The organism is Sorangium sp. So ce426, from assembly GCF_051475585.1.
GTDB lineage: Bacteria > Myxococcota_A > Polyangia > Polyangiales > Polyangiaceae > Sorangium > Sorangium cellulosum_B.
Map to the genome: position 1 here is coordinate 4,932,568 of NZ_CP150341.1, position 16,071 is coordinate 4,948,638.

Genomic DNA, 16,071 nt, shown 5'->3' on the forward strand with positions numbered 1-16,071 from the left:
GAGCGGAGCCCGTGTTCGGTGCGCCCGTTGCGGGTTCTCCCGACTTGTCGGGCACCGTTCGTGTGCCATTCCATCGCCATGTCGACACCTGGTACGGCGACTCCGAAGAAGACGAAGAAGCCCAACGGCAAGCCCAACGTGCTCATCCTCTGGGGAGACGACATCGGCGTCTGGAACGTCAGCTTCCATAGCCGCGGGATGATGGGGTATCGCACCCCGAACATCGATCGGATCGCTGAGGAGGGGCTCGCCTTCACCGATTACTACGGTCAGCAGAGCTGCACCGCTGGCCGAGCCGCGTTCATCACCGGCCAGAACCCGATCCGCACCGGGCTCACCAAGGTGGGGATGCCCGGCGCCGAGGTCGGCCTCCAGCCCGAGGACCCCACGATCGCCGAGTTCTTGAAGCCGCTCGGCTACGTGACCGGGCAGTTCGGCAAGAACCACCTCGGCGACCGGGACGAGCACCTGCCCACGAATCACGGCTTCGACGAGTTCTACGGCAACCTCTACCACCTGAACGCCGAAGAGGAGCCGGAGCTCCCCGACTACCCCAAGGATCCAGCGTTCCGCAAGCGGTTCGGGCCGCGGGGAGTGCTCCACTGCTTCGCCGACGGCCGCATCGAGGACACCGCTCACGCGCAAGCGGATGGAGACCATCGACGACGAGATCACGGACCGGTGCCTCGAGTTCCTCGCCCTCTGTCTCACCCGACGTTGGCACAGAGGGGAGCGATCTGACCACTTCCCGCCGCCGGGCGTCAGCCGGGCGGGAGCAGGGCGAGCAGCGCTCTGGCGGCAACCTTCTTGTCGAGGACAAGCACGCTCCGGATCATCTTCGCGCTCCCCGTGAGCTTCTCGCCCAGCGCCTCGCCCGGGATCTCGAGCCGGCAGGCCAGGGGGCGCCGGGAGCGCATTGCAGTCGGGGTACTGCCGTCGCTCGCGAGGAAGAGGATGCGAGACGCGCGGGCGTTCTGTGGGCTCTCCGGGGCCCTCCTTGCCGCGGCGTGCAGCCCCTTCTGCTCGCTGGCGAGCTTGTCGGCGATGAGCTCGAGGCCGTGGCAGGCGTGTTCGGCCGCGAGCCCGCCGCGGACCTCCGCGCGCCAGTGCACCTGGGCCGGGTCGCTGTCCCATGGCGGGGCCTCCCGCCAGCGCGCGTCCCAGCCGCCTCGGCCGTCGCAAGCGCGCTCTCGTCCTCGGCGCGATCCGCGTTCGAGACGGGGATCTCCTCGGCGTGGTGGCGTTTGAGCAACGCCGCCTTCTGCTCGCTGCTGTGGTTCCGACGGGTTCGCTTCGGCATCGACGGGCTCCTTCCCCCGTGCGTAGCACGGCGGGCAGGCCGTCAGGTTCCGGGAGAGGCAGAATACTAATCGGTCTGCGGGATGAAGACCTGTCCGACGACATGGCCATTCACCATGTCCGCGTCGTTGTTGAAGATCGGCTGTTCCTGATCGACGATCTCACCGCCCGTGAGGCTGTCCCAGAGATGCGGCTGGGCGAGCGCAGGCCGGGCGCCGGCGAGCAGGATCACACGCAAGTGCGCGGAGCCAAGGACAAGGGCACGCATACACAGCCTCCAAGCGTGCGGTTCGCAAGGGGCGTGCCCTCGAGGATCCGCGCCTCAGGCCGGCTGCGGAGCAGGCCACGCAGGAGCCATGGGACCGGTCTGGTCCCGTGACGTCGCCGGACATCCGGGGAGTGTCACGGGACAGCGGCGCGTCGCCCGCGGCGCTGGGGCGGAGCGCGAGGCGATCCTACGCCGACCGCCGCGTTAAGGGAGCGGCTTCGCAGACGATATCGGGCTTCTCGTGCCCGGCCGCCCGAATCCGCCGTTCGGAATAGCTGGGAGATCTCGAACTGCCGCGACGGGGGGACGTGCTGGGCGCTCGATGGGTCCGGCGCACCGCGCGTCCGTCGGATCGACCTATGCTAGCCTACCCTGCGGGAGGGCCCGAGATCCTCAGGGGCGGCGCGGCCGCGCGGCCAGCCCGGGGGGAGCATGGTTCTACAAGCGCTGCGGATCACCGTCGCCGTGCTCGCAGCCTTGGAGTTCCGCGCGTGGTACGCCCGCGCGCAGGCGGCGCGCGCCGAGGCCGATCGGGCGCTGCTCCGGCTGCGCCAGGTGGAGGAGGCGCTCCGGCACGAGCGGGACTTCAGCGCCGCGGTGCTCAATACGGTGGCCGCGTTGATCGTCGTCCTCGACTGGGAGGGCCGGGTGGTGCGCTTCAACCGGGCCTGCGAAAAGCTCACCGGCCTCTGCTTCGACGAGGTGCGCGGCCACGTGTTCTGGGACCTGTATCTCACGACGGAGCAGAAGGCGAGCCTGCTGGCGACGTTCGCGAAGAGCAAGAGGGGCGAGCCGCTGCCGTACCACGAGAACGACTGGATCGCGAAGGACGGCCGCAAGCGCCGCGTCGTCTGGTCGCATGCGTTCCTGTACGACGAGGACGGGGAGGTGGAGTTCATCATCGGCACGGGCATCGACGTGACCGAGACCCGCGAGGCCGAGGCTGACAGGACGCGGCTGTACCACGAGGCGCTCGACGCGGTGCGGCTGCGCGACGAGTTCCTCTCCATCGCCTCCCACGAGCTCAGCACGCCGCTCACCCCGCTCGAGCTGCAGGTTGGCAGCGTGCAGCGGGCGCTGCGCGGCGACGCGGCGCCCCTACCGCCCGAGCGGCTGCTGGACAAGATGGACGTGGTCGCACGGCAGGTGGAGCGGCTGAAGCGGCTCGTGGACGATCTGCTCGATGTCTCGCGCATCACCGCGGGCAAGGTCCAGCTTCGCCACGAGCAGGTGGATGTCGCGGCCGCGGCGCGGGACACGGCGCTCCGGTTCCGCGAGCAGCTCACCCGCGCCGGCTGCGAGCTGCGCGTCAAGGCCGGCCAGCCGGTCGCCGGATGGTGGGACCGGACCCGCGTCGATCAGATCCTCAGCAACCTGCTCTCGAACGCCATCAAGTATGGAGCCGGCAAGCCCATCGATCTGGTCGTGGAGGAAGGCGCCGACGCGGCGCGGATCCTGGTGCGCGACCAGGGGATCGGCATCGCGCCCGAACAGCAGGCCCGCATCTTCGGGCGCTTCGAGCGCGCCGTGTCCGAGCGCCATTACGGGGGGTTCGGGCTCGGGCTGTGGATCGTGAAGCAGATCCTCGACGCGTTCGGCGGCACCATCCGGGTCGAGAGCGCGCCGGACCGGGGCTCGACGTTCACCGTCGAGCTGCCGCGCCGCGCGCATGCGCCCGGCGAGGAGCGGCCTGAGTTTCAGGTGCAATGAGCGTGGATCCGCTGCCCCGCTGCTCGAAGCGCCGGTTCGAGCGAGCGTCAGGCTGCCCGGCGGTTGCGACCCCAGAGATCCTTCAGATCGCCCGGGAGCTGCACTTCGACTGCCGTCACCTCGTCCATCGGCATCTCCGTCTCGACGGCGGAGAAGACGGCGCGCGCCAGCGCTTCGGCCTGCTCGCTCGACGTCTGGAGGTGCTGCGCCAATACCTGCACGAACTCGCCGCGGCTGAAGGTGTCCGGCTGCTCGGCCCGGTGCAGCGCGCACGGCTCGACGATCTCCCTGAGCGTCGGCGGCAGGGCGCCCGCCATGTCCCGCGCCTCGCCACCGCTCACCCGCAGCGACAGCACGCACAGCACGGCGCCGACCGCCTCCGGGGCGCGCAGATCCTTCGGCAGCGCCCCGCTCTCCTCGATCCGCCGGAAGACGCGCTCGGACTTCGCGTCGATCGGCCTCGCTTCGGGCGCCGGTTCGGCCCCGGGCGCCGCCGGGGCTTCGCGCATGGCCGTCGCGCGCAGCGTCCCCGCGACCCTGTCGTCGGGCTCGCTCCGGGCGATGTCGGAGAGGCTGATCACGCCGACCAGGCGTCCCTGCGCGTCGGTGCACATGATGCGCGACTTCTGGGCCTGCCGCATCCGTTCCTCCGCCTGCTGGATGTCCTCGTCCGCCCGGCAAGCGACCACCTCGCACGTCATCACGTCGGCGACCCGGGTCGTGGCGGGGAGAGCCTTCGCCACGACGCGGATGGCAATGTCCCGGTCCGTCAGCGCACCGAGCGCCTTGCCCGAGACGTCGCAGACGGGGAGAAATCCGATGTTCTCGTCGCTCATGCGCTGCGCCGCCGTCTGCACGGCGGCATCGGGCAGCACGCAAACGGGCTTACTCTTCATCAGCTCGCTACAGAGCATGTCACGCCTCCGTTTCTTTACGTTGGGTCGAATTTCCCCATGGCAATGGGCGGCGCATCGAGAGTCCACCGGCCTCCGTTCGGCTGCTCATCCGCATGCCGTCGTTCTTGGGCTCTCGATACGGGGCCCGCGGTCCGCGGCGCGGGACCGGCGAACCACGCGCGATCACGCCCCGGCGCGCACCGGCTCGGCTGGCTCGAGCCGCTCGACCAGGACCTCGGAGATCCGCCGGCCGTGGACGCGCTCGGCGGTGAACCTCAGGCTCTCGATCTCCACCTGCTCGCCCTGCGCCGGCAGGTGGCCGAGGACCCCGAGCACGAGGCCGCCCACGGTGTCCCACTCGGCGCTCGGCAGCTTCACGTCGAGCACCTCGCTCAGCCGGTCGACGGGCGTGCGTCCCTTCACTCGGTAGGCCTTCGCGCCGGCGGGCTTCACGTCCGGCTCCTCGCGGTCGTACTCGTCGGCGATCTCGCCGACGATCTCCTCGATCACGTCCTCCAGCGTCACGAGACCGCTCACCGTCCCGTGCTCGTCCACGACGATCGCCATATGGAACTTACCCTTCTGCATGTCCTTGAGCAGCTCGGCGACCCTCTTCGATTCGGGCACGAGGTGAGGTTTCTGGCCGATCTCGGAGAGGGGTCGCTTGGTGTGGCCGGCGTGGAGCTCGCGCATGACGTCCTTCGCGTACAGCACGCCGGCGACGTCGTCGAGCGTGGCGTCGTATACCGGGATGCGCGAGTGGCCGTGCTTGATGAAGACGCTCATCGCCTCGGGGAGGGGCGTCATCACCGGGACGGCCACGATGTCGGGCCGGGGCGTCATCACTTCGCGGACGACGGTATCGCCGAACTCGAAGATGGAGTGGATGAGCCTCTTCTCCTCTTCTCCGATGGCCGCCTCCTTCGATGCCACGTCGGCCATCGCCCGGATCTCCGCCTCCGTGACGAAGGGCCCTTCCTTGAGCCCCCTGCCGGGCAGGATGACATTGGTGACGCCGATGAGCAGACGCGCGATCGGCCCGAGGATCCTGCCCAGAGCGAGAACCAGAGGCGCGAGAAGCAGCGCGGTCCGGTCCGTGTGCTGCACGGCGAACGTCTTGGGGCTCGCCTCGGCGAGCACGAACAAAAGCACCGTCATGACCAGCGTGGCGATCACCTCGCCGAGCCCGCCGAGGACCCGTACCGCGACTGCGACGGCGATCGTCGTGCCCGTCAGGTGAAAGAGCAGGGTCAGCAGCAGGACGACGTTGAGGTAGGGCGCCGGGCTCTCGGCCACCCTCGCGAGCGACGCCGCCCCTGGGCGCCCGTCCTCCCGCAGCCGATAGGCGTGGATACGGCTCGTGCGCGTGATCACGACCTCGGCCGCCGCCATCAGAGCCGCCAGGGAGATCAGGACCACCACCGCCCCGAGGCCCAGCCATTCCGCGCTCGTCATGGGCAACTCGCTCCAGCCAGATCGTGACATCACGCCTCACCCCCCGACCTTCTTGACGATGGTGCGGGCTGTTCGCAACTCGAGCGCGATGGACCGGACTCGGCGCAGAGGGAACGTGCGGCCGCGTGTGGCGCCCTGCATCGTGGATCGGCTGGTCCCCGAGCCGCACGGGACGCGAACGCTGCTATTATCCACTAAAATTCTACTATCTACTGATAGGGGACTGACGCTTTCGAGAACGCTCCCGTACATTTCGAGCGGACAAGAGGTCCATCCCCGTAGCCTGGCAGGAGGGCTCATGTTGTTCCATGACCGTTCGGATGCAGGCGAGCGCCTTGGAGTGCAACTCGACCACTACGCGCGTCGAGCGGACGTTGCGGTGCTGGGGCTACCGCGGGGAGGCGTCCCGGTGGCGTTCGAGGTTGCCCGCCGGTTGGGGGCGCCGTGCGACGTCTTCGTCGTGCGCAAGCTCGGCGTTCCCGGGCAGGAAGAGCTTGCGATGGGGGCGATCGCTTCGGGCGGCGTGCGCGTGCTCAACGAGGATGTCGTCGGCGCGCTCGGGCTCGCGGAAAGGGAGATCGCCGACGCCGAGCTGCTGGAGCGGGAGGAGCTGGAACGCCGCGAGCGCGAATATCGCGGCGGCCGGCCTCCGCTCGACATCCGCGGTCGCGTGGTCATCCTCGTGGACGACGGCCTGGCGACGGGCGCGACCATGCGGGCGGCGGTGGCCGCTCTGCGGCGCCTGTCGCCCGCTCGAATCGTCGTGGCCGTCCCCGTCGCGGCCCCCTCGACATGCGAGGCCCTTCAGGGCGAGGCGGACGAGGTCGTCTGCGCCGTCACCCCGGAGCCCTTCGTGGCCGTCGGGCGCTGGTACCAGGACTTCTCGCAGACCACGGATGAGGAGGTCCGGATCTTTTTGGAGCGCGCGACGAGACTGACGTCGCGTAACGCGCATGAGGCCGCTTGACATGCCGGTGCGATGGCGCTCCGGATCACTTCTCTCAGGCAACCAGGGCCGACATCGGACCCGCGCCGGTGGGGCCCCGTGTGGGCACGCAGCGCCACACGCTCCCGGTGCCGGGTCGCCTGACGCAAGCTGAGCTCATGGAGACGACAAAGAAGACCCTGACGTGGGCCAAGCAGCGGGTCGATCGCATTGTCCGGCGCCTCGTCGGGTCGCGGTGGATCCGACCTTCCCGCCTGCTCCGCGGTGTCCGGAGCCTGCGCGATCGTGTTCGACCCGAGATCGCACCCCCGCACCGCAGGCCCCCAGAGCACGCCGACGAGCGCACGATGCGCAGGACGGCCGAGCGGGACGCCGGCGGAACGAGCTCGGCCGAGAGCGCGGCGCGCTATGCCGGCGGCGCCCACTCGGGCGGCACGCACGGTGGCGAGGCCGTGCCCCGCGAAGGCCCCGAGCACCAGCGGCCTGAGCAGGAGGAGCCGCAGGCACGAATAGAGCGGACGCCGGGCGGCGAGGACCACATCCCAGAGAAGCGGAGCGGCGCGTAGGCACAACTCGGTGCTCGCCGTGCTGGAGCTCGAGGAGCGCTTCTCGAGCGAGTCGTCCGCTGCGCCGTCGAGCACGCCGGCCGGCGCGGGTTCGCCTGCCGAGCCGCCGTAGCTGGACGTGGCCGAGCCAGCCCCGGCGCAAGCACCACGCGGCTTGACGGTTGGGGGACCGGATCGAGGGACTCACGAATCGGAAGGAGGCCGCTGAATCGACGCCGCGCCGAGATCTCCAGCGATGGCCCTTTCCCTCGCACGCCTCCACGGGGTCGGCGGTTGAGACGCGTCGTTCGGGACGATCGCGAACATGAGGAGCAGCAGCCCCGTCAGGATGTCATTCTGAGCGGCGGCGGGCGGCGGAGAGCCGCACCGGAAGTAGCCGAACGCCACGAGCCAGATGGCGACCACGGCGATTCCACCATGCGCGTAGCGCGTCGGATGCCAGAACGAGGCGAGCGCGAGGGTCATCACGATCGCGGCGCATCCGAGATCGCTGACCCACAGCTCCGTTCGGCTTCCGTGACGGAAGATGAAGGGGCTCACCGCCAGCCAGCACGCGAGCATCACCTCGACGACGCGCGCCCACATCATGCCCTCCCGCCGAGCAGCGCCGCGTCGTCCCCCCCAGGCGACGGACGCCCCCAGAACGTGCGGGAGACGGCGCGACGCTGGTGCGTGTGACGCCAAACCCTCACGAGATAGGAGAGACTGGACCAGACCTCGTCGTACGCGAGGAGGATGAGCACCAGCGAGACGACGGCGGTGGCGATACAGAGCGAGCACCACGCTCCAACGACCGTGCCTTGGAGCACGACGAGGACGACGCTGACCGCGCCGAGCGGGATGACGTCGAGCCCGAAGAGCACGACCAGCCACGGCCGGTATTGCCACCGGCGCGTGCAGCCCGCCAGACCGAATATCGCGTCGCCCAGATAGGCGATCGCGCCGAGCGCGGCGTCGGGAACACCGAACCAGCGACGCATCTGGTGCGACACGCCTGAATCGAGCACGCGCAGGGTCTGCTCACCGAAGAACGGATCCCACACGGACGAGATGAGGCGCCATTGGTAGAGCGCCATGTACGACGAGAGGACGAAGCCCACGGCCGCGAGGAGACAAATCGGCACGCGCTGCCGCCAGGAGGACGGGTTGTAATGCCACGGCGGCGCGTGGACGTTCAGGCTCGTCGGATCGGGATCGGGGTAGGTGCGAGCCGTCATGCGGCGCTCGCCTTTCCCTCGGGTAACGGGAGCTTGTTTTTCGCGTACCAGCCCCTCGGGTCGTCCTTCAGCCTGCGAACCATCTCGCCCAGCGTGTCGCGCAATCTCCGCACGGGATTCCAGCCGAGCCGGCCCTGAGCATGCTTGATATCAACGGCGTACTGAGCGTCCGCGAGATCGATCATCCACGGCTTGATGAACGCTCCCTTGCCGCCCTTGAGCTTGACCTGAACCCATGCGCCGGCCTTGGCGATCGGCTTCGGGACGACGATGGTGGGCCACTCCTCGCCGTGGATCAGCGCTCCCAACACGTCCTGCAGCTCGGCGTAGCTCATGACGTCCGGCTCGGCGATCAGGTACACCTCGTCGCGAGCGAGCTGGTCGCGAAGCTCGACCACTCTGCGGAAGCACGCCACGAGATCATCCATGTGGACGAAGGCCTGGCCGTGGTCCGGATCCCCCGGGAAGAAGTAGCTCTCGAAGCTCTTCTCGTAGATGCGTCGGATCTGCTGGGCGATCGGAACCGACTCGCAGTCTTCCGTGTAGACGCCGGCGATGCGCAGCAGCACCGCGGGAATGTCTCGATGCTGTTCACGAATGAGCTCTTCCGCCTCGAGCTTCGAGCGGGGATAGTCCCACGACGCTTCTGTAGCCGATGATTCTTCGATTCGCTCTCCCTCTTCCGCCGGCTTCATCACGAGGAGGCTGCTCGAGAAGACGATCTGCTCGACGCGAAAGCCTCGGAGTGCATCGAGAAGGTGCTCGGTTCCCCCGAGCGTGAGGTCGTGGTACAGCGGGCTCGGCTCGCCAGCGAAGTCGTAGTACGCCGCGAGATGGAGGACGCTGGCGAGCTCGCTCCCTTCTCGCTGAGGACGACCGGTTTTTGCGCTTCGTTTCCCATGGATCACCGCGGTTGAGTGAAGCAAAGAGCGCGCCGCGCCGGGTACCCTCCATTGCGGAGGAACGAGCACAGCGCTGTTCTTTCAATGCTCGGTGCAGCGCGTACGCCACAGTACGTCCGCGTGCGACGGCGCGACGAACTTGCGCCTCGGTCCTCGGCGTCCCAGGTTTATGCGCATGGCGGTAGGCGTTCGGCTGGTAGAGAAGGGTCGCAAAGAGCCACGGCACGGCCTTGTCGAACAGGGGCGCGTACACATGGAGCTCGCGCGGCGGTTCTCGGCAGAGCTGGCGGACAATGGTTGGACGCGAGACAAGACGCTCGCGCTCGAGCAGATGGTCGCGGAGCTATCCGCGTCGCCCGGGCCAGCCATTTCGCAAGGAGAGGCGCGCGACGCCGACGCCGCGGAGTGGAGCGCCATCGGCCGGGCGAAGGCCTTCCTGCGGCGATTGCGAAACGCGGTGCCAATGGCGCTGCGCGAGACAGCGGCCGCCTGGCCGTCCTCTGTGCCGCTGCACACGGGACCGCTCGGTCGATCTGCCGCGGGGCTGTCGGCCCACTTGAGCCAGCTCCGCCCAGGCGTTATCGCTCTGGACGGGGCGCTCCGAAAGTACTTCAAGAGCCGAAGCGCCGCAGAAGAGCTCGATGCCGTGCAGCGCGAGCTCGACGCCGCCAGCGCCCGCGAGCAGGCACAATTGGGCGATCTGCCTGAAGACGCGCTCTTCGTGAGCGAGGCAAAGGGGCGACTGCTCGAGCTGATCGAGGACCTGAACCGTGTGGGGCGGATCGCGTTCGATGGGCACGCCGAGATCATGTGGCAGTTCAACAAGGATGTTCTCCTGAGGGCGAGAGCGGTGGGAGGGCCCGGCTGAAGCATCACCGGACGGGTCATCTTGATCTTCGGCGTTCTGCGCGCAACCGAGGACGGGGCGACGGATCCGCCGCCCTCGGCGGTCATCGCGGTCGCACCGTTGGGTTCGGTCGAGCCGGGGGCGATCGCCAGGCTGATACCGCTGCTGGGGGGCGCATTTCGGTCGGAGGTGGTCGTGGTGTCGCCCCTGCCGCTCCCCGACCGTGGCTGGAACGCGCGCCGCCGGCAGCACCTGTCGACCGCGATCCTCGATGAGCTGGCGCCCGCCCGCCGGCCGGAATGGGAACGGCTGCTCGGCGTCTGCGACGTGGACCTCAACGCGTCCGCCCCGTCGCACTGGCAGGCTCACATCCCATGACCGCTCTGCGTGCCCCGCTCGCCTCCGCGCGCGAAAGCGCAGCTATTGAGTGGGTTGGCAGAGGTCGCTCGAGCGGCAAGCGACGATCCGGCCGAGGGTGTCGAACGGATTGTTGCAGTCGTCATTTCGGATTTCCTGCAGGCACTCGGTCAGCTCCTTGGAATCGATGCCGCCGGGGCACTCGGCGAAGTTGAGGTCGTCACGCCATTCGGCTCGAATCCTGGTGGCGCAGGCCTCCTGGCTCGCATATTCCCGGTCGGCGCCGATATTGTTGCACCGTGCCTCGCGGTCGCACCGCGCCGCCACGATGCTGTCAACCGCGCTGACGGTCGTCGCCCGCGGCTCGACCTGAGGGGCGCCCGGCGGGGGCGTGGTCCCGAGCGCCCTCTCTTCTCGCGTGCACGCCGCCACGAGCAGGGGCACCCCCGCCGCGAGGAGGAGGCCCATCATCGATCTCCCATGGTTCGTTCGCATCATCTCTTCCTCCCGATCAGCCCGATCGTGCAGATCGGGCGCCATCCAACGCGCCTGGGTCGCGCGATGGGCGTCGCCCTCGACCGTCTCGCCGTCGGCTGCGTCGAACACCGACCGGCCCGGCACGCGGATCGGAACGTCCGCGTGCTGTTTTCTCGCAAGTTGCCCCAACACCCTTGCCATTAACGTGCCTCTGCCGGCGCCGTGCTCGGCTGTCATCGCGCCGGACACCGCGGTGCGATCTCCGGGGCAGAGATCGACCGGCAGGGGGCGCCGGACCGCGGACGCCGCCACAGCCTCGAACTGCGATGAGGTATGTGCCTCCGTTGCCGCCATGCAAGCCGTGCGTGACGAGCGACGGAGCGATGCTGCAAGCGGGAGATGCTCCCCCGATGACGACGTAGTCGGAGGCCAATGCCTCGACGAGCTTGGATCCGATGAGCCCGCTGCTACCCGTGATGAGGACGACCGTTTCTTGCGCTTCGTTTCCCATGGAGCACCGCGGTTGAGTGAAGCAACGGACGCGCCGCGCCGGGTACCCCCCATTGCGGAGAGGCGAGCACGGCGCTGTTCGAGGCTCGGCGCGGTGAGCGCGATGGCGTGACGAGCTCGCGCCTCGGCCCTGGGCGTCCGAGGTTGATGCGCGTGGCGGTGGCCGCACGGCTCACGGGCGAGCGAGGCGGGAGGGCCCGGCTGAAGCACCATCGGACGGGTCGTCTCGCGACGCAGAGGCGCGATGGATCTGCGAAACCTCCAGCACAACCCCGTGGGGTTCAACTTCGCGCTGTTCGCTCCGAGCGCGGCGGTCGTGTGGCTCGCCGGCACGCGCCTGGCGCGCTGCGGCAAGATCATCGCCGAACGAACCGGCGCGGGACTGGCGCTGGTTGGGGTCGTCCTCCTCGGCGGCACCGTCTCCCTGCCCGAGCTCACGACGACGGTCACGGCGACTTCGATGAAGAGCGCGCCGCTGGCGATCTCCACCCTGCTCGGTGGGATCACCTTCACGATGGCTTCGCTCGCCGTGACCGATGCCGCTGTCGGCTCCGAGCCGCTGTCGATGGACGTCCGAAAACCGGTCGTCCTCGTACAGGGCGCGCTGGTCGCCCTCGTGCTCACAGTCACCGCTCTGGGGTTGCCCGTCGGCGATATCGCCGTGTGCGGCGTCGGCGCCTGGACGACGGCGCGCCTCGCGCTCTACTCGTATTCAGTCGTGCTCATCAAGCGCTCTCAATACAAGGCGCCGCGGCATCCCGAGCTCCCGCGTGTTCGAGCTTCAGACTCCGTGCGTCGCGAAATCCCCCCGGACCCCCGCGATGGCCGTCGCGCAGAGCACAAGTCGACCCGCGCGATCGCTCTCTCCACGATCGGCTCCAGGGCGGCGATCCTGGTCGCTGGATTCATGCTGACGCGGACCGCCGATGCCCTCGGCTCACAAACGGGCGTTGGCGCCAGCTTCGCCGGCCTGCTTCTCGGTGGTCTCGCAACATCGCTGCCTGAAATCAGCTCAACCATTTCCGCCGCCCGCCTGGGACAGTAAGAGATGGCGTTCTCCGACGCGTTCGGAACGAACCTCTTCTCGACGACGCTCATTTTGTCGCCGACGCGATCTATCCCGGCGGGCCCGTTCTCAATGAGGCGCCACGATTCTCGCTCGTTGCCACTTTGCTGGCGATCGTCGTGACGTCGATATACATGGTTGGGCTCCTCCAGCGATCGAAGCGGTCGATCGCACGGATGGGCCCAGCTCCGCGTCCGGCCCGCCGTGGCGTGGTCAATGCCCTCGAGGTCGTTCCGCCGGAGGAGGACAACGACGATCAGATCACCGAGGCGATCCGGCTCGCGCACGAGCGGGATCCTCTCGTTGATGCCGTCGCGATCGGCGTCAAGACGCAGAGCTCGCTCGTGACGCTGTACGGCACGGCGGCGAGTGAGGGGCAGATGTCTGCGGCGGAGCGCGACGCCTGGTGCATGCTGGGCGTGGAGGACGTCGAAAACCAGATTCAAGTCGTCCCGCCCTCCGCCCTCGTGCCGTAGACCATCCGAGACTCCATGGATCCCGTGGGAGGCCCCCCATACCGCCGTGCCCGACCTCTGCTGTCTTCCACGCCTTCGCGTCGCAGGGCACCGGCATCGGACTTCAGGCCGCGCGGTTCCCGGCCGGGTTGCGCTTGCGTCGCGCCGGCCCCGCTCTCCAGATGTTCTTCAGGTCGTGCGGCAGCTGCGACTCGACCTGCGCGACCTCCTCGTTGGACAACGTGCGGTGCACGGCGGCGATCACGCCGCCGGCGACCTGCCGGGCCTCGTCAGGGGTTACGCGGAGGCGGTCGCCGATGCGCCGGAAGAGCTCGTCCGCGCCGAACGCCTCACCCTCCTCGCCCCGGCTCGACATTGCCGGCTCGAACCGACGGCGGACGGACTCGGGGAACGTGGCGAGCAGGGCCCGAGCTTGGCCACGGCTCAGCCGGGCGAGCAGCGGCTCGAAGACGGCCTGGAGCGCGTCCGACACGTCGATCTCCGGCGCGAGCTCGGTCACGTCGACGATCTCTCGCAACAGGCGTTGCTCCGCGCTGTCCAGGGGTGCGTTGCCCTTCGCGTCGATGGGGGGAGCGGCAGTGGGTTCTCGGCTGGACACGACAAACCTCCTCTCGATACGGATCACATGAAGCTCTCCCGAGGAGGCGTCATCCCGGGCCGCGCCGATTTCGAGAATCGGGCGGCGGCGGCCGCAGCGAACCTTTGCGAGCGGGCTTGCGTTCCGGGGGTACGGTTCCAGGTAGCGCGGGGGACGGAGGGAACCATGCACACGGGCTCAGGCGGCGATGCGTTCGAGAGGGAGGTCGTCATCCTGGCCGACGGGGCGACACTCGCCGGGAGCTGGAGCGTCCCTCCAGTCCCTGGTGCCACCCACCTCTTCGAGGAGCCGGGCGCGCTCGATCGGGTGGCCATGCTCGCGCGCGATTGGTTCGGGCAACGCTTGGCGCAGGAGCGCATCGAGCGCGCCGCCTCATGATCGATTCGGCAGCCATGCGCTTCCAGCGCAGGCGCACACATCCTGGAGCAGGGCGACATCTTCTTCTACCGGTCGCGCGTGGGGGCTCTCGCGACCCTGCCTGGCCGCGTTTACCGGGACGCCGCCGAGGTCGGGGCGGCCTTCGGAGAGGCCACGGCGCCGGGACGTCCCCGGTCGGCCGAAGACGTTGCCGCATCGGAGCCACCCGGCCGACGCGGCCGGCGCGCGGCTGCAACCGAGGCCGTCTCCTGCCGAGCCGCGACCAGCGGTCCGTCTCACCCGCGCTTCGAAGCGCCGTTGCCCGTTTCGGGTGAAGCGACCCGGCCCGGGGCTTCGGTCAGCCGGCGGATATTCCGCATCACGAAATGGCTCTTGGGGAGAGCGGGGAGCCGGGCGTAGTCGATCTCGAGGTCCTGCGGAGGGACGTCGTACCTGAGCTCGCGCGTGAGGAGGCGGGCGGTGGACTTCATGAGCTCAAGGGCGATCCACTCGCCGGGGCAGCGGTGGTTGACGTGATGGTCGCCGCCTCCCTGGGGGATGAAGTTCCACGGATCGGGTTGCTCGCTGATGAAGCGGTCAGGGAGGAAGCGGTCGGGGGAGTCCCAGGTCCTGGGGTCGTGATTGGTGCCGTAAAGGTCGAGGAACACCCGCGCGCCGGCGGGGAAGTGGTAGCCCTGCCATTCGAAGGCGTGGCGCGTGCGCGCCGCGACGGGGGGAAAGAACGGGTAGAGGCGGCGGACCTCCTGGACGAAGCGGTCGACATAGGCTTCGTCGCCGGCGGCGATGTGCTGGCGCGACTCGGGGTGGTGGTGCAGGGCGTGCGCAACGCAGGTGATGTAGACCGACACGGCCACCGTCGGGCGCAGGACATTGAGGATCTCGACGGCGGCGACCTTCGGGCTCAGCAGGTTGCCGTCGAGGTCGCGGTAGGTGGCCACGAGATGGACCGGGCTGCCTTCGGGCACGCGCAGGCGGCCGGCGCGGATCCGTTCGACGATCCGGGCGATCCACGCGTCGGTCGCCTTGCGGGCGAGGCGCGACCGCCAGTGCCGCGGGCCCACGGCGCCTGCGCCGTCGAAGAGCGCGGTGAGCTGGCGCGTCCGCCGGTGGACCTCGTCCTCCTCCAGCGGCACGCCGGCCCAGGCGCAGACGGCGCGGGTGAGGATCTCCTGCGCCTGTTCGTAAAGAACGACCTCTTCCGAGGTCGCCGCGCGGCGGAGACGGGCCCGCCAGAGGTCCGCGGCGATGTCGACGAGCCGCTGGATGGCCGCGGGCGTCATCATCGACATGAACATCCGCTTGCGGTGGTGGTGCGCTTCACCGTCGAGCCCCTGCACGCCGCCCCGGCCGAAGAGGGTTGCCTGGATGCGGCGGGGGGAGGCCCCCTGTCGCATGAAGCGGGACGGGTCGTACAGGAGGCGCGCGGCTTCGGGCCCGGTCATGCAGATCGTCCTTTGGAGCAGGAACCTGGTCTCGAAGAGATCGGAGCCGAAGAGGCGGCACCGCCGCATGATGAAGCGGTAGGGGTCCATCAGCATGGCCAGCGTGCTGTCGGGGAGGGGGTCACGTGGGATCTGATGGGTGGCGTGGACGGCCGGCGGGGGCAGCGCGTCGCACCGCTGCACCTCGTCGCCCAGGCGGCCGGACGCGGCGAGGCGGACCATCCGCAGGTCGGCACGGAGGGACCAGAGCGGGTTGTGGAAGGTGGCGGGTAGGTTGCGGTCGACCAGGAAATGCCCGAGCCAGGCAGGGGCGTACCCGGCGAGCGGCACCAGCGCCAGCAGGCGGGGCTTGCGGCGGACCAGGGCCGTCCCGGCAATCAGGAGGGCGGCCGCCGTGCCCGTCAGGTGCAGAGCGCGGTTGAGGCCGCTGCGGTGTTCCCGAAGGTAATGCTCCCAGAACCGGTCGAATGAAGTAGGGGCGGCGGAGACGGAGGCGTTTTTGTAACTCATCTGCATGCTCCGGTCGTTGGGCAAGGCGGCTGAAGCGAACGGCGTTCCCGCGGATGCAACGAGAGATCCTCGCTCCAGGAGGAGACTGGGACCGTCTCGGCGGATCCAGCGCGGCCTGGCCGCCTCCTCCATGACCACGAGGTCGAAATCG

At 69.1% G+C, this 16,071-nt stretch carries 18 protein-coding genes and 1 pseudogene; 9 read left to right on the forward strand and 10 right to left on the reverse strand.

All coding sequences use genetic code 11. The features are described 5' to 3' along the window. Positions 1-78 precede the first annotated feature (78 nt). Positions 79-697 (forward strand): annotated as a pseudogene (locus WMF44_RS18220) (sulfatase-like hydrolase/transferase); the annotation flags it as partial. Positions 698-761: 64 nt separating this feature from the next. Here WMF44_RS18220 and WMF44_RS18225 read toward each other — a convergent pair. Further along, complete coding sequence (locus WMF44_RS18225) at positions 762-1,112, reverse strand: hypothetical protein (protein WP_437300385.1); 351 nt, start codon at positions 1,110-1,112, stop codon at positions 762-764. A gap of 254 nt (positions 1,113-1,366) precedes the next feature. Then, positions 1,367-1,567: a hypothetical protein gene (locus tag WMF44_RS18230; protein WP_437300386.1), complete on the reverse strand. Its 201-nt coding sequence runs from the start codon at positions 1,565-1,567 to the stop codon at positions 1,367-1,369. 432 nt (positions 1,568-1,999) lie between these two features. On the opposite strand from WMF44_RS18230, the gene WMF44_RS18235 reads away from it, so the two are divergent. Continuing rightward, positions 2,000-3,277 (forward strand): PAS domain-containing sensor histidine kinase, encoded by a 1,278-nt coding sequence (locus WMF44_RS18235; RefSeq protein ID WP_437300387.1) that lies wholly within the window; start codon positions 2,000-2,002, stop codon positions 3,275-3,277. 47 nt (positions 3,278-3,324) lie between these two features. Here WMF44_RS18235 and WMF44_RS18240 read toward each other — a convergent pair whose 3' ends face one another. After that, positions 3,325-4,173, reverse strand: coding sequence for a DUF2267 domain-containing protein (locus WMF44_RS18240; protein ID WP_437300388.1), 849 nt, complete (start codon positions 4,171-4,173; stop codon positions 3,325-3,327). A gap of 183 nt (positions 4,174-4,356) precedes the next feature. Continuing rightward, positions 4,357-5,628 carry a hemolysin family protein gene (locus WMF44_RS18245; protein ID WP_437300389.1) on the reverse strand — a complete coding sequence of 424 codons (1,272 nt, stop codon included), beginning with the start codon at positions 5,626-5,628 and terminating at the stop codon, positions 4,357-4,359. A 298-nt stretch (positions 5,629-5,926) separates the two neighbouring features. On the opposite strand from WMF44_RS18245, the gene WMF44_RS18250 reads away from it, so the two are divergent. Together WMF44_RS18250 and WMF44_RS18255 are read left to right on the forward strand one after the other, a co-directional pair. Next, positions 5,927-6,595 carry a phosphoribosyltransferase gene (locus WMF44_RS18250; RefSeq protein WP_437300390.1) on the forward strand — a complete coding sequence of 223 codons (669 nt, stop codon included), beginning with the start codon at positions 5,927-5,929 and terminating at the stop codon, positions 6,593-6,595. A gap of 137 nt (positions 6,596-6,732) precedes the next feature. Continuing rightward, positions 6,733-7,140: a hypothetical protein gene (locus WMF44_RS18255; protein ID WP_437300391.1), complete on the forward strand. Its 408-nt coding sequence runs from the start codon at positions 6,733-6,735 to the stop codon at positions 7,138-7,140. Between the two features lie 183 nt (positions 7,141-7,323). Here WMF44_RS18255 and WMF44_RS18260 read toward each other — a convergent pair whose 3' ends face one another. Genes WMF44_RS18260 through WMF44_RS18270 form a run of 3 tightly spaced genes read right to left on the reverse strand, consistent with a single transcriptional unit; the run spans position 7,324 to position 9,328 of the window. Beyond that, positions 7,324-7,728: an SPW repeat domain-containing protein gene (locus tag WMF44_RS18260; RefSeq protein WP_437300392.1), complete on the reverse strand. Its 405-nt coding sequence runs from the start codon at positions 7,726-7,728 to the stop codon at positions 7,324-7,326. Further along, positions 7,725-8,357: a vitamin K epoxide reductase family protein gene (locus WMF44_RS18265; protein WP_437300393.1), complete on the reverse strand. Its 633-nt coding sequence runs from the start codon at positions 8,355-8,357 to the stop codon at positions 7,725-7,727. The genes WMF44_RS18260 and WMF44_RS18265 overlap by 4 nt, the downstream gene beginning before the upstream one ends. Next, entirely contained in the window at positions 8,354-9,328 is a 975-nt protein-coding gene (locus WMF44_RS18270; protein WP_437300394.1) for an NAD-dependent epimerase/dehydratase family protein, read from the reverse strand. The genes WMF44_RS18265 and WMF44_RS18270 overlap by 4 nt, the downstream gene beginning before the upstream one ends. A 106-nt stretch (positions 9,329-9,434) precedes the next feature. Between WMF44_RS18270 and WMF44_RS18275 the strand changes: the two genes are divergently transcribed. Beyond that, positions 9,435-10,127, forward strand: a complete 693-nt coding sequence (locus WMF44_RS18275; RefSeq protein WP_437300395.1) for a hypothetical protein — start codon at positions 9,435-9,437, stop codon at positions 10,125-10,127. Between the two features lie 21 nt (positions 10,128-10,148). After that, positions 10,149-10,484 (forward strand): hypothetical protein, encoded by a 336-nt coding sequence (locus WMF44_RS18280; RefSeq protein WP_437300396.1) that lies wholly within the window; start codon positions 10,149-10,151, stop codon positions 10,482-10,484. Between the two features lie 42 nt (positions 10,485-10,526). Here WMF44_RS18280 and WMF44_RS18285 read toward each other — a convergent pair whose 3' ends face one another. Further along, positions 10,527-11,177: a DUF6184 family natural product biosynthesis lipoprotein gene (locus WMF44_RS18285; RefSeq protein ID WP_437300397.1), complete on the reverse strand. Its 651-nt coding sequence runs from the start codon at positions 11,175-11,177 to the stop codon at positions 10,527-10,529. Positions 11,178-11,694: 517 nt separating this feature from the next. On the opposite strand from WMF44_RS18285, the gene WMF44_RS18290 reads away from it, so the two are divergent. Further along, positions 11,695-12,495, forward strand: coding sequence for a sodium:calcium antiporter (locus WMF44_RS18290; RefSeq protein ID WP_437300398.1), 801 nt, complete (start codon positions 11,695-11,697; stop codon positions 12,493-12,495). 230 nt (positions 12,496-12,725) lie between these two features. Next, positions 12,726-12,992 (forward strand): BON domain-containing protein, encoded by a 267-nt coding sequence (locus tag WMF44_RS18295; RefSeq protein WP_437300399.1) that lies wholly within the window; start codon positions 12,726-12,728, stop codon positions 12,990-12,992. Positions 12,993-13,095: 103 nt separating this feature from the next. On the opposite strand, the gene WMF44_RS18300 is transcribed toward WMF44_RS18295, so the two are convergent. Further along, positions 13,096-13,590: a DUF2267 domain-containing protein gene (locus tag WMF44_RS18300; RefSeq protein WP_437300400.1), complete on the reverse strand. Its 495-nt coding sequence runs from the start codon at positions 13,588-13,590 to the stop codon at positions 13,096-13,098. 165 nt (positions 13,591-13,755) lie between these two features. Between WMF44_RS18300 and WMF44_RS18305 the strand changes: the two genes are divergently transcribed. Continuing rightward, the gene (locus tag WMF44_RS18305; RefSeq protein ID WP_437300401.1) at positions 13,756-13,968 is read left to right on the forward strand and encodes a hypothetical protein; all 213 of its coding nucleotides are present in this window, start codon (positions 13,756-13,758) and stop codon (positions 13,966-13,968) included. Positions 13,969-14,243: 275 nt separating this feature from the next. Here WMF44_RS18305 and WMF44_RS18310 read toward each other — a convergent pair whose 3' ends face one another. Beyond that, the gene (locus WMF44_RS18310; RefSeq protein WP_437300402.1) at positions 14,244-15,920 is read right to left on the reverse strand and encodes a cytochrome P450; all 1,677 of its coding nucleotides are present in this window, start codon (positions 15,918-15,920) and stop codon (positions 14,244-14,246) included. Positions 15,921-16,071: the final 151 nt, after the last annotated feature.

Bases quoted from the DNA above. Each gene is read 5' to 3' on its own strand.
- WMF44_RS18260 (WP_437300392.1), bottom strand. From the start codon at position 7,728: ATGATGTGGGCGCGCGTCGTCGAGGTGATGCTCGCGTGCTGGCTGGCG.
- WMF44_RS18275 (WP_437300395.1), top strand. From the start codon at position 9,435: ATGGCGGTAGGCGTTCGGCTGGTAGAGAAGGGTCGCAAAGAGCCACGG.
- WMF44_RS18250 (WP_437300390.1), top strand. From the start codon at position 5,927: ATGTTGTTCCATGACCGTTCGGATGCAGGCGAGCGCCTTGGAGTGCAA.
- WMF44_RS18240 (WP_437300388.1), bottom strand. From the start codon at position 4,173: ATGAAGAGTAAGCCCGTTTGCGTGCTGCCCGATGCCGCCGTGCAGACG.
- WMF44_RS18285 (WP_437300397.1), bottom strand. From the start codon at position 11,177: ATGACAGCCGAGCACGGCGCCGGCAGAGGCACGTTAATGGCAAGGGTG.
- WMF44_RS18305 (WP_437300401.1), top strand. From the start codon at position 13,756: ATGCACACGGGCTCAGGCGGCGATGCGTTCGAGAGGGAGGTCGTCATC.
- WMF44_RS18245 (WP_437300389.1), bottom strand. From the start codon at position 5,628: ATGACGAGCGCGGAATGGCTGGGCCTCGGGGCGGTGGTGGTCCTGATC.
- WMF44_RS18265 (WP_437300393.1), bottom strand. From the start codon at position 8,357: ATGACGGCTCGCACCTACCCCGATCCCGATCCGACGAGCCTGAACGTC.
- WMF44_RS18235 (WP_437300387.1), top strand. From the start codon at position 2,000: ATGGTTCTACAAGCGCTGCGGATCACCGTCGCCGTGCTCGCAGCCTTG.
- WMF44_RS18255 (WP_437300391.1), top strand. From the start codon at position 6,733: ATGGAGACGACAAAGAAGACCCTGACGTGGGCCAAGCAGCGGGTCGAT.
- WMF44_RS18290 (WP_437300398.1), top strand. From the start codon at position 11,695: ATGGATCTGCGAAACCTCCAGCACAACCCCGTGGGGTTCAACTTCGCG.
- WMF44_RS18230 (WP_437300386.1), bottom strand. From the start codon at position 1,567: ATGCGTGCCCTTGTCCTTGGCTCCGCGCACTTGCGTGTGATCCTGCTC.
- WMF44_RS18310 (WP_437300402.1), bottom strand. From the start codon at position 15,920: ATGAGTTACAAAAACGCCTCCGTCTCCGCCGCCCCTACTTCATTCGAC.